Below are 19,521 nucleotides of genomic sequence, written 5' to 3'. Positions count from 1 at the left end.
TGCCGGCGGTGCTGCGTCTTCTTCCCTATGGGCCACGAGCCACCGGCGGCAGTCTGCTGCGAAACACCGCTTGGAGGCTCCCAGTGACAGCAGGACCGGCCCACGACAAGGCTCCGAACGACGTCGACCCCGGCGCGGCATCCTTCGCGCAGCGCCGCCTGTGGTTCCTGGACCAGCTGGCCGGGTCTTCCACCGGGTCCATGCTTCCGCTGGTCCTGCGCCTGCGGGGCTCGCTGGACGCGGACCGGCTGGAGCGGTCGCTGTCCGCAATCGTGGCGCGGCAGGAGGTGCTGCGCACCCGGTTCCGCGCCGTCGGCGGTGAGCCGGTACCGGTGGTCGACCCGTCCCCGCGCGTCGAACTGGAGCGGGTCGAGGCGGACGGGCCGGACGACCTGTTCGCGCGCCGCCTGGGACGCCCCGTCGACCTGTCCGCGCAGCACCCGCTGCGGGCCGTCCTCGCCCGCGTCGCGCCCGACGAGCACCTGCTGCTCGTCGAGGTGCACCACATCGCCGTGGACGGCTGGTCATGGGGCGTCCTGCTGGACGAACTCGCCGCCGGCTACCGGGGCGAGCAGGTGGCCCCGCCCGTCCTGCGCCACGCCGACTTCGCCCGGGCACAGTCCGAACGGCTGAGCGGCGAGCGGCTGGAGCGCCTCCTGGGCCACTGGCGGGAACGGCTGCGCGGCCTCACCCCGCTCGACCTGCCCACCGACCGGCCGCGTCCGAGGGTCTGGGACGGCTCAGGCGACGTGATCCGCTTCGACCTGCCGGCCGACCTGGTCACCGCGGTCGACGCCCTCGCCCGCTCCCGGCGCGTCACCCGGTACACCCTCCTGCTCACCGCCTATCAGGCCCTCCTCGGACACTGGGCGGGCGGCCGCGACGACGTCGCCGTGTGCAGCACACTCGCGGACCGGGCCAGGCGCGGCGCCGACGCGCTCATCGGCCCCCTCGTCAACACCGTCGTGCTCCGCGCCGACCTGACGGGCAGGCCCGGTTTCGGCGCCCTGCTGGACCGGGCGCAGGGGCGCGTACCGGTGGACCTCGCCCACGCCGAGGCCCCCTTCGACCTGGTCGTCGCCGCCCTCGGCCACACCCGGGACCTGTCCCGGCACCCGCTCGCCCAGGCCTCCTTCACCCTGCTCAACGCGCCGATCCGGCCGGTACGGATGCCCGGTCTGGAGGTGACGCTGGTCGAGCCGCCGCTCACCGAGACCCCGCTGGACGTCTTCCTGGACCTGACCCTGCGCACCGACGGCAGCATCGCCGCGGTCCTCCAGTACGCCACCGCGCTCTTCGACGCCACCACCATGCGCGCCTTCGCCCGCTCCTACACGGCCCTGCTCAGGGCCGTCCTGGCCGACCCCGACGCTCCCGTGCGGGACCTGCTGCGTGCCCTGTCCGACGGTCCCGGCGGCCGCGGCCGCCCCCGGCCCGGCTGGCACCGGGCACCCGACCGCCCGGCGGAGCCGGCGCCGCCGGTCGCCTTCCACGGCGATCCCGGCGCCACCGCGCTGCGCTGCGGCGAGGACAGCGTCAGCTACGCCGGGCTCGACACCATGACCGGTGAGCTGGCCGCCGCGCTGCGCGACCACGGGGTCACCGCAGGCGATCCCGTGGGCGTGCTGCTGCGCCGTGGCCCATGGGCGGTCGCCGCCATAGAGGGCGTCTGGCGGGCGGGGGGCGCCTACGTGCCCCTCGACCCGGAACTGCCCGCCGAGCGGCTGCGGTACATGGCCGAGGAGGCCCGGCTGACCTGCGTGGTCACCGAAACCGCCACCGCCGGCCTCGCCGCACCGCTCGCGCCGGTCACCGTGGACGTCGCCGCGCTCCCGCCGGCCGCGGACGCGCCCCGCCACCGGCCCCACCCCCGCGAACTGGCCCATGTCATCTTCACCTCCGGCTCCACCGGCCGCCCCAAGGCGGTCGGCGTCGAGCACGGTGCCCTCGCCTCCCACGTCGCCGCAGCCCGGCGGCGCTTCAAGATCACGTCCGCGGACCGGGTACTGGCCTTCGCCTCCTTCTCCTTCGACGCCTCCCTCGACCAGGTGCTGCCCGCCCTCACCTGCGGCGCCACCGTCGTCATGCGCCCCGACGAGCCCTGGCTGCCCACGCAGGTGCCCGAGATCGTCCAGCGGTACGGCCTGACCGTCGTCAACGTGCCGCCCACCTACTGGTCGGAACTCACGCTCTCCCTCGACCGGCGGCTGGCCGCCGCCCTGGGCTCCCTGCGGCTGCTCGTCCTCGGCGGGGAGGCCGTCCCGGCCGACACCCTCGCCGCCTGGCGGGCCGCCGTCCCCGGAGCGCGGGTCTGCAACGCCTACGGGCCCACCGAGACCACGGTCACCGCCACCACCCACGACGCCGACGGCCCGCCGGGGGACACGGTGCCCATCGGCCGTCCCCTGGGCGACCGCCGCGTGTACGTCGTCGACGCCGACGGCGAGCCGGTCCCGGTCGGCGTCGGAGGCGAACTGCTCATCGGCGGCACGGAACTGGCCCGCGGCTATCTCGGGCGCCCCGCGCCGACCGCCGAGCGCTTCGTGCCCGACCCCTACGGGCCGCCCGGCGGCCGCCTCTACCGCACCGGCGACCTCGTGCGCTGGACGCCCGGCGGCGAGCTGGAGTTCCTCGGCCGCCGCGACGACCAGGTCAAGATCCGCGGCTTCCGGATCGAACTCGGCGAAGTGGAGACGGTGCTGCGGGCCTGCCCGCTGGTCGCCGCCGCAGCCGCACGTCCCGACCGGGCCACCGGACGCTCCCTCACCGGCTACGTCGTACCCGCCCCGGACGCGCCCGCCGCACCCGGCCGGGCCGAACTGCGCGCCTGGTGCGCCCGTTACCTGCCGCACTACGCCGTACCGTCCGAGTTCGTCGTCCTGGACGCACTCCCGGTCGGCGTGTCCGGCAAGCTCGACCGCTCCGCCCTGCCCGACCCCGCGCACACCCGCCCCACCGACGACCCGGCGTACACCGCGCCCCGCGACGAGACCGAGCGGATCGTCGCCGAGGTGTGGGCCGACGTCCTCGGCCTGGACCGGATCGGCATCGACGACGGCTTCTTCGACCTCGGCGGCCACTCCCTGCTCGCGACCATGGCGGTCTCCCGGATCGCCCAGCGACTCGGCCGTGAGATCGAGCTGCGCACCGTCTTCGAGCACCCCACCGTCCGCGGTTTCGCCCCGCGGGTCGCCGCCGCACGTGCCGGCGGCGCCGCCGACGTCGTCCCCGTCGACCGCGCCAGGCCGCTGCCGCTGTCCTTCGCGCAGGAACGCCTGTGGTTCCTGGACCGGACCTCCGACCACGGCGAGTCGTACCTGCTGTGGTACTGCTGGCGGATACGCGGAGGCCTGGACCGTGCCGCGTGGCAGGCGGCCCTGGACGACCTGGCCGAGCGGCACGAGGTGCTGCGCACGGCCCTCGTCGAGATCGACGGCCGCCCCGTGCAGCAGGTCTGCGACCCGGGGCCGGTGCCCCTGCTCTGGGAGCGGGCGCCGCGGGCCGCGGACGAGCAGGGCCGCCTGGCGGCCGTACGGGGCCTGGCCGCGGCGCACGCCACCCACCGCTTCGACCTCGACCGGCCGCCGCTGCTGCGGGCCGGCGTGTGGGAGCTGGCCGACGACGACCACGTCGTCCTGCTCGCCTTCCACCACGCCGTCACGGACGGCTGGTCCAAGGGCGTACTCCTGGACGAGCTCGGCCGGCACTACGCGGCCCGCCTCGCGGGCGGGCGCGCCCCGTCCGACCCCCTGCCCGTGCAGTACGGCGACTACGCCGTGTGGCAGCGCGAGCGCGCCGACAGCGGCGCCCTGGAACCGCAACTCGCCTACTGGGAACGGATCCTCACGGGCGCCCCGGTGCTGGAACTGCCCACGGACCGGCCGCGGCCCCCCGCCTTCACCGGCCGGGGCGGCGCCGTCGAGATCGACCTGCCCCGGGCACTCGTCGACCGCGCCGACGCCCTCGCACGCGAGCGCGGCGCGACCCGCTTCATGGTGCTGCTGGCCGCCGCGCAGACGGTGCTGGCCCGCTGGAGCGGGCAGACCGACCTCTGCGTGGGCACGCCCGTCGCCGGACGCGGACGGCTCGAACTGGAGCCGCTGATCGGCTTCTTCGTCAACACCGTCGTCCTGCGCACCGACCTGTCCGGGCGGCCCTCCTTCAGCGCCCTCGTGGACCGGGTGCGCGAGGTCGTCCTCGGTGCCTTCGACCACCAGGACGTGCCGTTCGAGCAGATCGTGGAGCGGCTGCGGCCCGAGCGCGACCTGTCCCGCAACCCGCTGTTCCAGGCCATGGTCGACGTCCAGGAGTCCGCCACGGCCGGCACCGGCCTGCCCGGTCTCCGGACGGCCGACTTCGCCCTCCCCTGGGGGTCCGCCAAGTTCGACCTGACCGCCACCTTCGTGATCGGGCCGGACCGGTTCGCGCTCAACGTCGAGTACGCCGCCGACCTGTTCGACCCGGACACCGCGACCCGGTTCGCCCACCACGTCGGCCGCGTGCTCGAGGCGCTGCTGGCCGACCCCGCGGCCCGCGCCGACGAGGCCGCCCTGCTCTCGGCGGACGAGCGGCGGCACCTTGTCGCGGACGCCGGACGGGACGCGGAACCCGCGCCGCCGTTCGAGGTGCGGGGCGCGCCGGACGCCCCGGCCGTCATCTGCGGGGACACGACCCTCGACCGCGCCCGCCTGGACGCCCTCACCGGCGGGCTGGCCACGGCCCTGGTCCGCGCGGGCACGGTCCCCGGCGACGCCGTGGGCGTGTGCGTCGGCCGCGGCGTCTGGTCCGTGGCGGCGATGCTCGCCGTCTGGCGGGCGGGCGGTGTCCACGTCCCGCTCGACCCCCGGCTGCCCGAGGAGCGGTTGCGGTACATGTGCGAGGAGGCCGCGGTACGGCACCTGGTGTGCGACGCGGGCACCCGGGACCGCGCCGCCGCCCTCGGCATCCGCGCGGTCGACGTCGGCGACGTCCTCCCCGACCCCGCCGGGCCCCGCCGCGCCCCCCTCCGCGACGACCTCGCCTACGTCATCTTCACCTCCGGCTCCACCGGCCGCCCCAAGGCCGTCGGCGTCGAGCACCACGCCCTGGACGCCCATGTCGCCGCCGCCCGCGAGACGTTCGGGCTGACCGCACGGGACCGGGTACTCACCTTCGCCTCCACGTCCTTCGACGCCTCCCTCGAGCAGATCCTGCCCGCGCTGAGCACCGGGGCGACAGTGCTGGTGCGCCCCGACGAGATCTGGACGCCGGAGGAACTGGCCGCGTACGTCGCCGCCGAGCGGGTGACGGTCATGGAGCTGACCCCCTCGTACTGGACGGAACTGGTGGCCCGCCTCGACACGCTGGCCCCGCGCCTGGCCACCCTGCGGCTGCTGGTGACCGGGGGAGAGGCGCTGCCCGCCGACCCCCTGACGCACTGGTTCGCCCGCCTGCCCGCCGTACCCGTGGTCAACACCTACGGCCCCACCGAGACGGTGATCTCCGCCACCGCGCACACCGTCACCACGGCCCCGGCCGGCCGGGTGCCCATCGGCCGGCCCCTGGGCAGCCGCCGCGCCTACGTGACCGACCCGCTCGGCGAACCCGTACCGGTCGGCGTCCCCGGCGAACTCCTCCTCGGCGGACCGGAGATGGCCCGCGGCTACCTGGGCCGGCCCGCCCTCACCGCCGAACGGTTCGTCCCCGACCCGTTCGGCGCGCCCGGCGGCCGCCTCTACCGCACCGGCGACGTCGTACGCCGACTGCCCGACGGGGAACTGGACTTCCTCGGCCGCGACGACGACCAGGTCAAGATCCGCGGCTTCCGCGTCGAACCGGGCGAGGCCGAAGCGGTGTTGCGCGCGCACCCCGGGGTGCGCGGCGCGGCCGTTGTGGTGCGCACCCTGGGCGGTGAGACGGCCCTCGTCGGTTACGCCGCGGGCGCCGGACTGTCCGAGGAGTCCCTGCGCACCCACTGCCGGGCCCGTCTGCCCCACTACCTCGTCCCGGCCGCGTTCGTGCTCCTGGACGCCCTGCCCCTGACCGTGCAGGGCAAGCTGGACACCGCCGCACTGCCCGAGCCCGCGGCGTCCGCCCCGCCCGCCGGTGTCGCACCGCGCACCCCGGCCGAAACGGTCGTGGCGCAGATCTGGTGCGAGGTGCTCGATCTGCCGAAGGTCGGCGTCCACGACGACTTCTTCGCCCTGGGCGGCCACTCCCTGCGCGCGGTCGCGGTCGCCTCCCGGCTGCGGACCGCCTTCGACTGCCCGCTCCAGGTCCGCGACCTGTTCGAGCACCCCACCGTCGAGCGGCTCGCCGCCGAGGTGGAGCGGCGCCTGCTGGAGCTCATCTCACAGATGAGCGACGACGAGATCGACCTGTCCCTCACGGCCGACCTCTGACGCCCGGACCACGGCGGCCACCGCGATCGCCGGGACGGCGGACCACGGCCCGGCGCCCGCGGCCCCACCGACTTCCTCCTTCACCAGAACCGAGATCGGAGCGCCCCCATGACCACACCCGACGTGCGTCCCGGCCCCGTCACCACCGGCGGCACCCTCACCACCGGCGGCACCCTCACCCCGGCCGCCCGGCGCCTGCTGGAACAGCGGCTGCGCGGCCTGGCCGCCGCCCGGGACGCCGGCCCGGCCCGGGTCCGGCCGCGCCCGGAACGCGTCCCGCTGTCCGCGGCCCAGCAGCGCCTGTACTTCCTGGACCGGCTCGACCCCGGCGCGCCGACCTACCTGCTCCCCGCCGCGTGGCGCCTGACCGGCCCGCTGGACGTGCCGGCCCTCACCGAGGCCGTCGCCGGCCTGGCCGCCCGGCACGAGCAGCTGCGCGTGATCTTCCCCGAGCACGAGGGCGTCCCCCACCAGCGGGTGCTGCCCGCGGGCAGCACGGTCCTCGACGTGACCGAGGTGACCGGCGAGGACACCCAGGAGCGCGAACGGCGGCTGGCCGCCGCCGTGCACGCGGCCGCCCTGCGCCCCTTCGACCTCGCCCGCGAACCGGCCTTCCGTGCCACCCTCGTACGCGCCGCCGCGGAGGAGCACGTCCTGGTCCTGGGCATGCACCACATCGTCTCCGACGGGTGGTCCCTCGACCTCCTCGTCCGCGACCTGGCCGAGCTGTACCGCGCCGCGACGCGCGGACGCGCCGCGGAACTGCCCGAACTCCCGCTGGACTACACCGACTACGCGATCTGGCAGCGCGAGAGCGACCAGTCCGCCGCACTGGAGCACTGGCGCGCCCGCCTGGCCGGGCTCACCCCGCTGGAGCTGCCCGCCGACCACCCCCACCCCGAGACCCCGTCCGGGCGGGGGGCCGTGCACCGCCTCACCCTTCCGCCCGCCCTCACCGGCGAGCTCGCCGCACTGGGCCGCCGTGCCGGCACCACCCCCTACATGACCGTGCTGGCCGCGTTCCAGGCGGCACTCTCCTTCCACACCGGTCAGCACGACGTCGCCGTCGGCACCGTCGTGGCCAACCGGGACCGGGTCGAGACCGAGCAGCTCGTCGGCTTCTTCGTGAACACCCTCGTACTGCGCGGCGACCTCTCCGACGACCCGAGCCCCGCCACCCTGCTCGCCCGTACCCGGGAACGGGTCCTGGAGGACTTCCAGCACCAGTCCCTGCCGTTCGAGCGGGTCGTCGACGTGCTCAGCCCCGACCGCGACCTCGCCCGCAACCCGCTCGTGCAGGTGCTCTACACGCAGTCCGGCGCCGGCGCGCCGGGCTTCTCCCTCGGCGGGGCGGGCGCAGCGCCGTTCCCGATCGGCCTGACCACCGCCAAGTTCGACCTCACCCTGGACCTGCGGGACGGCGACGACCGCACCGAGCTGGCCTTCGTCTACCGGCCCGACCTCTTCGAGGAGGCCACGGTCGCCGCCCTCGCCCGGCACACCGTCACCCTGCTCGAAGCCTTCTGCGCCACCCCCGACACCCCGCTCAGCGGCATCGACCCGCTCACCCCCGCCGAACGCGGCCACCTCCTCGGTGCCGACGGCCCCGCGAACGCCGACGCCGACGCCGCCGTCGCTCCCCGCCCGCGCACCGCGCCCGACCGGTTCGCCGGGCACGCGGCCCGCACCCCGCACGCCGTCGCCGTCAGCGGCTCCGGCCGCTCCCTGACCTACGCCCGGCTCGACGCCCGCGCCTCCGCGCTGGCGCGGCGGCTCCGCGCGGCCGGGGTGGCCCGCGGCTCACTCGTCGGCGTCTGCCTCGACCGCACCCCCGACCTGGCGGTCGCCCTGCTCGGCATCTGGCGGGCCGGCGCCGCCTACCTCCCGCTCGACCCCTCCCACCCGCGGGCCCGGCGCGAGTTCACCGTCACCGACGCGGGCATCGACTGGATCGTCACCGACACCGCCACGCGCACCGCCGTGGACACCCTGCCCGCCCGGCTCGTCCTGCTCGACGGCTCCGGCCCGGAGCCCACCCCGGACGACGACGGCGACATCCGGCCGGCCCCCGACGACCTCGCCTACGTCATCTACACCTCCGGCTCCACCGGCCGGCCCAAGGGCGTGGAGGTCACCCACGCCAACCTGGCCTGGCTGCTCGCCGCCGCCGACCACCACTTCGACTTCGGCCCCGCCGACGTGTGGACGCTGACCCACTCACCCGCCTTCGACTTCTCCGTGTGGGAACTGTGGGCGCCGCTCACCGGCGGCGGACGCGTCGTCGTGCTCGGCGCGGACGAGGTGCGCGACCCGGCGGCGGTGCACCGCGTGCTGCGCGAGGAACGCGTCACCGTCCTCAGCCAGACCCCCGCCGCCTTCAAGGGCCTGCGCGCCCACCTCGAGGACGCCGGAGCCGGCTTCGACGACCTGGCCCTGCGTACGGTGGTCTTCGGCGGCGACGCCTTCGACGTACGTGACTACCACGACTGGTTCACCACCCCCGGGCGCCGTCCCGCCCTGGTGAACATGTACGGCATCACCGAGACCTGCGTGCACGTCACGATCCACACCGTGACCGAGGACGACGTCCGCGGCACGGTCCGCTCGCCGATCGGCCGGCCACTGGCCGGACAACACGGATACGTCCTCGACCGCTGGGGCCGGCTCGTCCCGCCCGGCACCGTCGGCGAGTTGTACGTCTCCGGCGGCGGCGTCGCCCGCGGCTACCGGGGCCGGCCCGAACTGACCGCCGAACGCTTCGTGGAGAACCCCTTCGGCGCCCCCAACGCCCGCATGTACCGCACCGGCGACCTGGTGCGCGTGCTGCCCGACGGCCGGCTGGCCTACGTGGGCCGCGCCGACCACCAGGTGAAGATCCGCGGGTACCGGATCGAGCCCGGCGAGATCGAGACCGCGCTGCGCGCCCTGCCCGGCGTCCGGGACGCCGCCGTGGTGGCCCGCGCCGACGGCGGCACGGCCCGGCTGGTCGCCCACGTCGTCACGCCCGAGGCCCGCCCCCTCGACCCGCCCGCCCTGCGCGAGGGACTGCGGCTGAGCCTGCCCGACTACATGGTCCCGGCCCTGTTCGTCCGGCACGAGCGGCTGCCGCTGACCGCCAACGGCAAGGTGGACCGCGCCGCGCTGACCGCCGTGGACGCCCGAGCCGCCGGACACCGCGCCCACGTGCCCGCCGAGGGCCCGGTCGAGCGGACCCTGGCCGGGGTGTGGAGCCAGGTCCTCGGCACCGAACACATCGGCCGCACCGACAACTTCTTCGACCTCGGCGGCGACTCCATCCTCGCCCTGCGCCTGGTCGGACTGGGCCGCCTCGCCGGGCTCGCCTTCACCGTCGCCGACGTCTTCCGCGCCCGCACCCTGGCCGACCTGGCCGCGCTCGTCACCGACGCGGTCGACGCCCCCGAGCCCGTCGCTCCGTTCTCCCAGCTGGACCCCGCCGACGCCGGCCGCCTGCCGGACCACCTCGCCGACGCCTACCCGCTCACCATGCTCCAGGCGGGCATGCTGCACGAGATGCTCGCCGATCCCCGGCGCGGCGCCTACCACAACGTCACCGACCTCAAGATCACCGTCCCCGAGGGCTTCGACCTCGACGCCTTCCAGGCAGCCGTGGACGCGGTGGTCGCCGGCCACCCCATCCTGCGCACCTCCGTCGACCTCGTCTCCTACCGCGAACCCCTCCAGCTCGTCCACCGCACCGCCCGTCTCCCCGTCGGCTACACCGACCTGCGCCACCTGCCGCGCGAGGAGCAGCGGGCCCGGCTGCGCCGCTTCGTCGACGAGGAGTTCGACCGCCGCTTCGACCTCGCCGCCGCCCCTCTGGTCCGCATCCACCTGCACCACATCACCGACCACGACCTGCGGCTCGTCCTCACCGACTGCCACATCGTCCTGGACGGCTGGAGCCTGACCTCCCTCGTCGCCGACCTGCTCGCCCTGCACCGGGAGGCCGTCGCCCACCGCACCGCCCCGCAGCCGCCGAACGCGCCGCCGTTCGCCGAGTACGTCGCCCTGGAACGCGCAGCGTCCCGGAGCGAGGAGTCACTGGCGTACTGGCGCGACCGGCTCGCCGAGCTGCGTCCGGTCACCTTTCGCCGCCGCACCGACGCCGCGCAGGACCACCCGCCGGTCCACGAGGTCCGCCGCTCCTACGCCCACCTCGCCGAACGCATCGGCCGGCTCGCCAGGGAAGCGGGCGTGCCGCGCCGCACCGTGCTCATCGCCGCCTTCCACCACACCATGAGCCTGTTCGCCGGCCGCGACGACGACGCGCTCGGCCACAGCATCGGCCTGGTCACCAACGGCCGCCCCGAAGTGCCCGGTGCCGACCGGATGCGTGGGCTGTTCCTCAACACCGTGCCGTTCGGGGTGGCCCGCCCGCGCGGCACCTGGCTCGCCTATCTGCGGGACGTCTTCCGGGCCGAGCAGGGCATGCTGCCGCACCGCAGGGTCCCCCTGGTCCGCATCGCCGAACTGAGGCCCACCGAACCGCGGCTGACCGACGCCGTCTTCAACTACGTCAACTTCCACCGCCTCTCCCACGACTCCTGGGACGACTCCCTGGAGATCGCCCGCACCATGTTCCCGCTGCTGGTCAACGCCAGTGTCAACGCCTTCACCCTGGACGCCGACCCGGCGTACGTCGCCCCCGCCACCGCCGAGCAACTGGCCGACGTGTACTGCGCCCAGCTGGAGGCCATGACCGCCGGCCCCGACGAGCGCGTCACCCGGCCCGCCCTCACCGGCGCCGCCCGCGCCACCGCCCTCGGAGCGTGGGCCCGCGGTCCCGTCGTCCCGTCCTCCCCGCTGCTCCTGCACGAGCACATCGCCGGCCACGCCGCCCGCACCCCGGACGCCACCGCCGTCGAACACCTCGGGCAACGGCTCACGTACGCCGAACTGAACGAGCAGGCCGAGCAGTTGGCCCGACGGCTGCGACGGCTCGGCGTCGGACCCGAGACGGTGGTCGGCATCTGCGCCGAACGCGGCCCGGACCTGGTGCGCGCCGCCGTCGGCGTGCTGCGCTCCGGAGGCGCGTTCCTGCCGCTGGACCCGCGACACCCCACCGAACGGCTCGCGTTCATGGCGCGCGACAGCGGCATGCGGGTCCTGCTGACCCAGCGGCCGCTGGCCGGCACGGTGCCGTTCGACGGCCCCGTCGTCCACCTCGACGCCCCCGCCGGACACCAGCCGCCCGCGCCGGGCGGCCCGGAGGCCGACGCCGACACCCTCGCCTACATCATCTACACCTCGGGCTCCACCGGCACCCCCAAGGGCGTCGCCATCCCGCACCGCGGCCTGTCCAACATGCTCGAGGGACAGCGCGACCTGGTGGACCCCACCCCCGAGGACCGCGTCCTGCAGTTCGCCTCGTTCGGCTTCGACGCCTCCATCCTGGAACTGACCTGGTCCCTCTCCAACGGCGGCTGCCTGGTCACCGCTCCCGCCGACGCCCTGCGCCCGGGCGCCGACCTCGCGCGCACCCTGCGCGAGGGGCACGTCACCGCCGCCATGCTGCCGCCCAGCGCCCTCGCCGTCCTCGGCGAGGACACCTTCCCCGACCTGAAGGTGCTCCAGGTGGCAGGCGAGGCCTGCCCCGCCGAACTCGCCGACCTGTGGTCGCGCGGCCGGCGCTTCCAGAACGTCTACGGCCTCACCGAGACCTCCGTGTGGTCCCTCGCCGCCGAACTGGAGCCCGGCCAGGGCCGCCCGCCCGTCGGCACCCCGATGCGCAACACCCGCGTCCACGTCCTGGACGAGGACCTCCAGCCGGTCCCGGCCGGAGCCCCCGGCGAGATCCACCTCGGCGGCGACGCCGTCGGCCGCGGCTACCTGGGCCGGCCCGCCCTGACCGCCGCCACCTACGTCCCCGACCCGTACGGCGCCCCCGGCGACCGACTGTGCCGCACCGGCGACCTCGGCACCCACCGGCCCGACGGCTCCGTGGAATGGCTGGGCCGCCGCGACTCCCAGGTCAAACTGCGCGGATTCCGCATCGAGCTGGGCGAGATCGAGCACGCCCTGCGGCAACTCCCGGACGTCCGGCAGGCGGTGGTCCTGCACCGCACCGACCTGCCCGGCGAACCGGCCCTCGTCGCCTACCTCGTCGTCTCCGGGGCGCGGCCGCCCGCCCCTGAGGAACTGCGCGGCGCCCTGCGGGCCTCCCTGCCCGGCTACATGGTGCCGGCGCGGTTCGTCGTCCTCGACGAGATGCCCGTCAACCGCAGCGGCAAGACCGACAAGCGGGCGCTGCCCCTGCCGCCGGCCGAACTCGACCGCACGGACACCGCGTACGTCGCCCCCTCCGGCGCCGCCGAGAAGATCCTCGCCGAGATCTGGCGCGAGGTTCTCGGCCTGTCCCGGATCGGCGTCCACGACGACTTCTTCCGCATCGGCGGCAGCTCCCTGTCCACGGTCCGCGTCTCCCTCATGGCCGCCGCGCGCGGCCTGCCGGTCTCCGTCGGTGACCTGATCGAACACCCCACCCTCGCCCGGCTCGCCCGGCACGCCGTCCGCGCGGCGGGCGAGGACCTGCCCGCCGCCGTCACCTCCGAGGTACGGCTGCGCGAGGGCACCGGTGAACCCCTGTGGTGCGTGCACCCCACCGGCGGCAGCGCCGCCTGGTTCGTCCCCCTCGCCCGCGCCCTGCCCTCCGGCCGCCCCGTGCACGCCTTCCAGGCGCGCGGCCTGCTCGGCGGCACCGACCCGAGCACCGTGACCGGCATCGCCGCCAACTACGTCGCCGAGATCACCGAACGCGGCGGCAGCGGCCCGCACGCCCTGCTCGGCTGGTCCATGGGCGCCAACATCGCCCTGGAGATGGCCACCCAGCTCCACCGGGCCGGACACACCGTCGCCCCGCTGGTCCTCATCGAGCCCTATCTGCCCAACACCGCCGCCCGGGACCGCCTCCTGGGCGTCACCCGCGACCTGCGCGAGGCCCTGCGCATGCGGGACCGGCTGCGCGGCCTGCCGCCCTCCCCGCAGCGCGACCGGGCCGGCGCCGAACTCACCGCCACCCTGCTGGGAGCCGGCATGAGCCCGTCCGAGGCGGCCCTGGTCGAGGGCGCCCCGATCGAGGTGTGGCACTCGCTGCTCGCCGCCCTCGCCGCGTACGAGGTCCGCCCGTACCCCGGCCATGTGCACCTGGTGGTCGGCAGCGAGGCCGCCGGACTGCCGCGCGGCCGCACCATGCCCGGCCTGGACGTCGACTACGACACCTACGTCGCCCGCTGGCGGGAGGTGGTCGGCGACGGCCTCACGCTGCACATCAGCGACGGCGACCACATGTCGATGATGGCCGAGCCCCGGGTGCGCGGTATCGCCGGCCTGCTGACCGGCATCGACACCCCGGGCACCCCGGGCACCCCGGGGACCGACCCGACTGACAGGACCGACGCGACCGACGGGACCGCCGGGACCCCGGGGACCGACCCGACTGACAGGACCGACGCGACCGACGGGACCGCCGGGACCCCGGGGACCGACCCGACTGACAGGACCGACGCGACCGACGGGACCGCCGGGACCACGGGGACCGCCGGGACCACGGGGACCGCCGAGACCGCCGCGATCATCGGGACTGCCGGGACCGACGCCGCCACCGTGCGCACCGCGACGGGAGAGACCCGATGACCACCGACGCCCCCGTCCTCACCGAGCGCTACCTGCTCTCCCCGGACATGATCGCCGACCCCTACGGCCACCTCGACGCCCTGCGGGACCACGCGCCCGTCCACTGGAGCCCGCTGCACCACGCCTGGCTCGTCACCGGCTACGACCAGGTGATGCGCTGCCTGCGCGACCCCGCGGTCTCCGCCGACCGGGTGCGGCCCCTGATGGACGCCGTCCCGCAGGGCGCCCGCGAGGACGCCGAACGGGCCTTCGGGATCCTCTCGCGCTGGATGGTCTTCAACGACCCGCCCCAGCACCGCAGGCTCCGCCAGGTCTTCCAGGAGGCGTTCGCCGCCCGTGCCGTCGCCCGCTACCGCGCCTTCACCGAGAAGGCGACCCGGGCCGTCCTCGCCCGCAAGGCGGCTCCCGGCCGCACCGGCGATCTCCTGGCCGACATCGCCAAACCGCTGCCCGCCCTGGTGTTCGCCCGCTGGCTCGGCATCCCGCCCACCGACGGACCCTCCTTCTGGTACTGGAACACCCGGGTCGCCGACCTCGTCCTCGGCACCGCCCAGGAGGAGAGCGAGTACCGGGCCTCCCTCCAGGCGCTGGTGAGCCTCGACGACTACCTCGGCGCCCTCGTCGCACGACGCCGCTCCGCACCGGGCGACGACCTGATCAGCCAGGTCCTCCGGGAGGGCCGGGTCGGCGACTCGGTCAGCGAGGAGGAGTTCACCGGGATGCTCACCCAGATGGCGTTCGCCGGCGGGGAGACCACCAGCAACCTCATCGCCAACACCGTCCTGGCCCTGCACACCCGCCCCGACCAGCTGGCCGCGGTCCGGGCCGAACCCGAACTGGCCCAGGGGGCGGTGGAGGAGACCCTGCGCCTGGACGGCCCGTCGAAGATGTCCATCCGCACCGCCGCCCGCGACCTCGACCTCGACGGCCGCACCCTGCGCGCCGGGGACCGGATCTTCCTCGTCACCGCCGCCGCCAACCGCGACCCGGCCCGCTTCCCCGACCCCGGCCGGTTCGACGTCCACCGCTCCGGCGCCACCCACCTCGGCTTCGGCTTCGGCGCCCACTTCTGCATCGGCGCCGCCCTGGCCCGCCTGGTCGCCGTGACCGCCGTCCGCACCCTGGTGTGCGACCGGCCCGGCCTGACCCTCACCGACCCCGGCCACCCGGCCTGGCAGCCCTCCCTGCTCAACAGGGGCCTCACCGCCCTGCCCGTCCGCTACTGACCGGGCCCCGGTCCGACGAAAGGCACCCCATGGCCACCACCCTCGCCGACGCCGGCCCACGCCTGTGGGCCCCCGTCCGGCACCGGTCCTTCCGGCTCCTGTGGACGGGGCAGGCACTGTCGCTGCTGGGCGACGGGTTCAGCGTCGTCGCGTTCTCCTGGATCACCCTCGGCCTGACCGGCTCCACCCTCGCCCTCGGCTACGTCCTGGCCTTCCAGGCCGTGCCCCGCGCCCTGTTCACCCTGGTCGGCGGCAGCCTCGGCGACTCGATGTCCCCGCGCACCCTCATGGTCGCCTCCAGCTGGACGAGGGCCGCCCTGATGACGGCCGTCGGCGTCACCGGGCTCACCGGCGATCTGACGGTGTGGATGCTGTGCGCCGCGGCCGCCGCCTTCGGCACCGTCGACGCCTTCTTCCAGCCCGCGCGCGTCTCCGTGCTGCCCTCGGTCGTCGACGACGAACTGCTCACCCCGGCCAACGCGCTGATGGGCGCCGGCGCGCGGACCGCCGCCATCATCGGCCCGGCCGTCGGCGGCCTGGTCATCGCGCTGACCCGGGCGCCGGTCGCGTTCCTCGTCGACGCCGCCTGCTTCGCCCTGTGCGGCCTGTGCGTGTCCCGCGTCCGCACCCGTCCCGGCAAGCCCCGCACCGACCCGGACGGCACGCCCGGGAAGCAGGCGTCCCTCACTGCCCGCATCCGCGAGGGCGTCACCTACACCGCCCGCGACCCGCGGCTGCGGACCGTCGTCGTCCTCGACACCGCCGTCAACTTCTGTTACGCCGGACCCTTCACCGTCGGCTTCGCCACCCTCGCCGACCAGGTGCTGCGCGGCGGCTCGGCCACGCTCGGGGTACTCAACGGCTCCCTCGCCGCGGGAGCCGTCCTCGGCACCCTCGCGGGCGGCGCCGTCGGCGGGCGGCCCAGGGTCGGCCTGCTGGTGGCCGCCCTGGCCGGCTGGCTCGCCGCGGGAATGGCCGTCCTCGGCCTGGTGCACAGCACCCCGGTCGTCGTCGCGACCGTCCTCGCCATGGGCTTCGCCATCGGATTCCAGGGCGTGTTCGGGCTCAGCTGGATCCAGCGCAACATCCCGCAGGACGTGCTCGCCCGCGTCGTCTCCGTCGACATGGTCCTCGGATACGCCGTCGCCCCGCTGTCGTTGATCGTGTGCGGGGCGCTGGCCGGCACGGACGTCTCCGCGCTGTTCGGCGTGGTGGCAGCGCTGCTCGCCGCGACCGGACTGGCGGTACTGGCGTCCAGGGCGGTGCGCGGCATGCGGTAGGCGCCCCTCGCCGGCCCTAGTCCCTCAGGGCGGCCGACCGCGCGCACAGGTCCGCGCGGTTGGCCGCTCCCGTCTTGGTGATCAGGCTCGCGATGTGCTTCTCCGCCGTGCGGGGCGAGATGAACAGGCGGTCGGCGATGTCCTTGTTGGTGAGCCGCTCCGCGAGCAGCCGGAACACGTCGAACTCCCGCACGGTCACGCCCTGGGCGCGCAGTTCCCCCGGGATCGAACGCGTACCTGAGCGGTGTTGGTGCACCGGGGCGCCGAAGCGGCGCAGCGCCGCCCGGCAGGCGCCGGTGACGGCCACCACGTCCCGTTCGTGGAAGTAGTGCTCGGCCTGCCGCAGCCAGCCCACCGCGTCGCCCCAGCCGTCCTGGTGCGCCGCGTCCGCGATCAGCCGCAGCCCCAGGTGCCGGGCGAGCGGATACGGCTGCGCGGCGGCCAGCGCCGACTCGGCCGCCACCACCGCGCGCGGACCCGCGCCCTCCCGGCCCAGCAGCACGGCGTCGGCGAGCAGCACGAACTGGCGGTTCCACCGCATCCGGGCCATCGCGGTGGCGGTGGTCTCCTCGTGCCGGGTCCGGTCCGCGTCACCGGCGAGCACGTCCAGCAACAGGACCAGGCCGTGGGTGCCGCCGAGGTGATAGGTGGAGGGGTTGCCCGCCTCCAGGGCCTGCACCGCCCGGAGTTCGGCGCGCGCCAGATCGCGGTCCTCCTCCAGCAGCGCGCAGAAGGCGCGGGCCAGGCCGACGCTCAGCGGCTCCTCCTGCGAACCCGCGCCGTCCCACTCGGTGAACGCCGCCAGTGACTCCTCCATCGCCGCCCGGTCCGCGCGGTGCGCCTCCAGGGTGGCGCGCGCCATCAGCACGTACCGCACGACGGGCGCCAGGCGCAGCCGCCGCGTCACCGCCAGGCAGTCCTCCGCCGCCGACCGCGCGGTCCCGTGGTCGCCGCGCAGCACCGCGTCCAGGACGAGGATGCCGTCCACCGTGTGCACGATGTTCACCGAGCCGAGCCGCAGCGCCTCCTCGCGGGCCGCCAGCAGGCCGGAGGTGTCGCCCTCGGCGAGCCAGGCGTTGCCGCCCATGCGGGTGGCCGCGTACATCCGCTGCAGGGGCAGCCGGTGCCGTTCCGCCGTGTCGAGGGCCTGCCGGAGCATGTCGGCGGACTCCTCCGGGTCCCGCTCGCGGGCCACGGTGGCCAGCAGCTCCCGCGCCTGGCAGGCGACGACCGGCAGCCCGTGCCGCTCGGCGGTGTCCGCCGCCGAGCGGGCCAGCTTCTCCGCGTGCTGGGTGCGGTCCGGGCCCGGGGTGTCCAGGGCGAGGTAGGCGGCCGTGACGTCGACGGCCGCGGCCGTCGCCTCGTCCGGGGCCCCCGCCAGGACCTCGCGGGCCCGGACGACCTGCCGGTTGCCGTCGTTCCACCGGCCCGCGGTGTGGGCCACCTTGGCCAGCCGGGTGTGCAGGGTGGCCAGCCGTACGGCGTTCAGCCCGGCCCCGCCCAGCGCGTGCAGGTCCTCGGCCAGGTCGAAGGCGCGGGTGAAGTCACCGGCCTCCGCGAGTGCGGGCAGCAGGTCCTCCAGCACCGAGGCCCGGGCCTGCGGATCACCGGCCTCGGCCAGCAGCCCCTCGGCCCGGCTGAGCAGGGTCACCGCCGAGCCCAGGGCGCCCGCCGCCAGGGCCCGCCCGCCGGCGTCCGCGTAGAGCAGTCCCGCCTCCACCCGGTCCCCGGCCTCGCAGCGCAGACCGGCCGCCAGCGCGCACCAGTCGCGCTCGAGGCCCGGGTGCAGTTCCTCGACGGCCCGCGCGCCGCGCCGTGCCAGCTCCGCGCGTTGCCCCGGCGTCATCTGGGTGAACAGGGCCTCGACGGTGGGGGAGTGGCGGAAGGAGTACCAGTCGGGGGCGGGCTCGTCGGGGACGACCAGCCGGGCCGCGACGCCCGCGTGCAGATGGCTCAGCAGGGTCCGGTCGTCGACACCGGTCATGTGCTGGAGCACGGTGAGCGGAAAGCGGCGGCCCAGCACCGCGGCGGCCGACAGCAGCGTCAGGCCCTGCGCGCCCAGCCGGTCGATGCGGCGCAGGATGCCGCGGGCCAGCGTGGAGGAGACGTCCCGGCGCGGATCGCCCACCGTGCGCCAGCCGTCGGCCCCCTGCACCAGGGTGCCCGCCCCGATCATGGACTGCAGCAGCTCCTCGACCAGGTACGGACTGCCCGCACTGTCCTCCCACAGACGGTCCCGGACCATCGGCGGCACCTCGTGGGGGCCGTCCACCCCCAGGTGCGCCGCCGTCATCTCCTCCACCTGGGACCGGGTCAGCGACGGGAGTTCGGCCAGGGCGGCGACGCCCCGGCGGCGGGCGGACTGCGCCAGGTCCAGCGCGTCGCTGAAGTCGGTCCGCACGGTGGCCAGCAGCAGCACCGGCGTGTACTCCAGATTGTCCACCAGGTACTCGAGGACGCCGAGGGTCTCGGGGTCGGCGTCGTGCAGGTCCTCCAGCAGCAGCAACTGCCCCTGTCCGCGCCCGGCGGCCAGCAGCAGCCGCAGCACCGCCTCACCCAGGATCACCATGGAACTGCTCTCGCGCTCCCCGGTGTCCCACTCCGGTATCAGCCGCCCCAGAACCGGCCGGTACGCGCCGAGGGCCGCGTCGTCCAGGGGCTCGCCCCCGCGGAACAGCGGCATCAGCGCCTCGGTCAGCGGACGGAACGGCACCGCGGGGCCGGTGGTGCTGCTGCGGCCGCGCAGCACCCGCATCCCGGAGCCCAGCGCGCCGCCGACGGCTTCCGCCGCGAGCCGCGACTTGCCCACCCCGGCCTCACCGACCAGGAAGACGACCCCGCCCCTTCCCTGGCGCGCCTCGGCCAAGGCACTCTCGAGCAGGCTGAGTTGGGGGTCCCGCCCGACGAGGGAAGGCGCATGGGAACGCATGGATGCAGATGATAATCAGAATGTCGGGGTCTGGGGCAGACCGCATCGGCGCG

5 protein-coding genes are annotated in these 19,521 nt (G+C 75.5%); 4 read left to right on the top strand and 1 reads right to left on the bottom strand.

What is annotated here, in order from left to right; translation table 11 throughout:
• The first annotated feature begins 83 nt into the window (after nt 1-83).
• From ACIF9R_RS20970 to ACIF9R_RS20955, 4 genes are all read left to right on the top strand, one after another.
• Nucleotides 84-6,380: an amino acid adenylation domain-containing protein gene (locus ACIF9R_RS20970; protein ID WP_399982112.1), complete on the top strand. Its 6,297-nt coding sequence runs from the start codon at nt 84-86 to the stop codon at nt 6,378-6,380.
• Nucleotides 6,381-6,488: 108 nt separating this feature from the next.
• Nucleotides 6,489-14,033, top strand: a complete 7,545-nt coding sequence (locus tag ACIF9R_RS20965) for an amino acid adenylation domain-containing protein (RefSeq protein ID WP_399982109.1) — start codon at nt 6,489-6,491, stop codon at nt 14,031-14,033.
• A complete protein-coding gene (locus tag ACIF9R_RS20960; RefSeq protein ID WP_399982106.1) occupies nt 14,030-15,259 on the top strand; it encodes a cytochrome P450 in 1,230 nt (409 codons plus the stop codon). The genes ACIF9R_RS20965 and ACIF9R_RS20960 overlap by 4 nt, the downstream gene beginning before the upstream one ends.
• A 29-nt stretch (nt 15,260-15,288) precedes the next feature.
• Nucleotides 15,289-16,539: an MFS transporter gene (locus ACIF9R_RS20955; protein WP_399982103.1), complete on the top strand. Its 1,251-nt coding sequence runs from the start codon at nt 15,289-15,291 to the stop codon at nt 16,537-16,539.
• A 16-nt stretch (nt 16,540-16,555) separates the two neighbouring features.
• Here the strand turns inward: ACIF9R_RS20955 and ACIF9R_RS20950 are convergent, their stop codons facing one another.
• On the bottom strand, nt 16,556-19,468 hold the full coding sequence (locus tag ACIF9R_RS20950) for an AAA family ATPase (RefSeq protein ID WP_399982100.1): 2,913 nt from the start codon (nt 19,466-19,468) through the stop codon (nt 16,556-16,558).
• Between the last annotated feature and the right edge of the window lie 53 nt (nt 19,469-19,521).

The organism is Streptomyces sp. NPDC086080 (genome assembly GCF_044540255.1).
Classification (GTDB): domain Bacteria; phylum Actinomycetota; class Actinomycetes; order Streptomycetales; family Streptomycetaceae; genus Streptomyces.
Note: the sequence above shows the minus strand (reverse complement) of the source record. Positions and strands in the feature narration are given on the sequence as shown.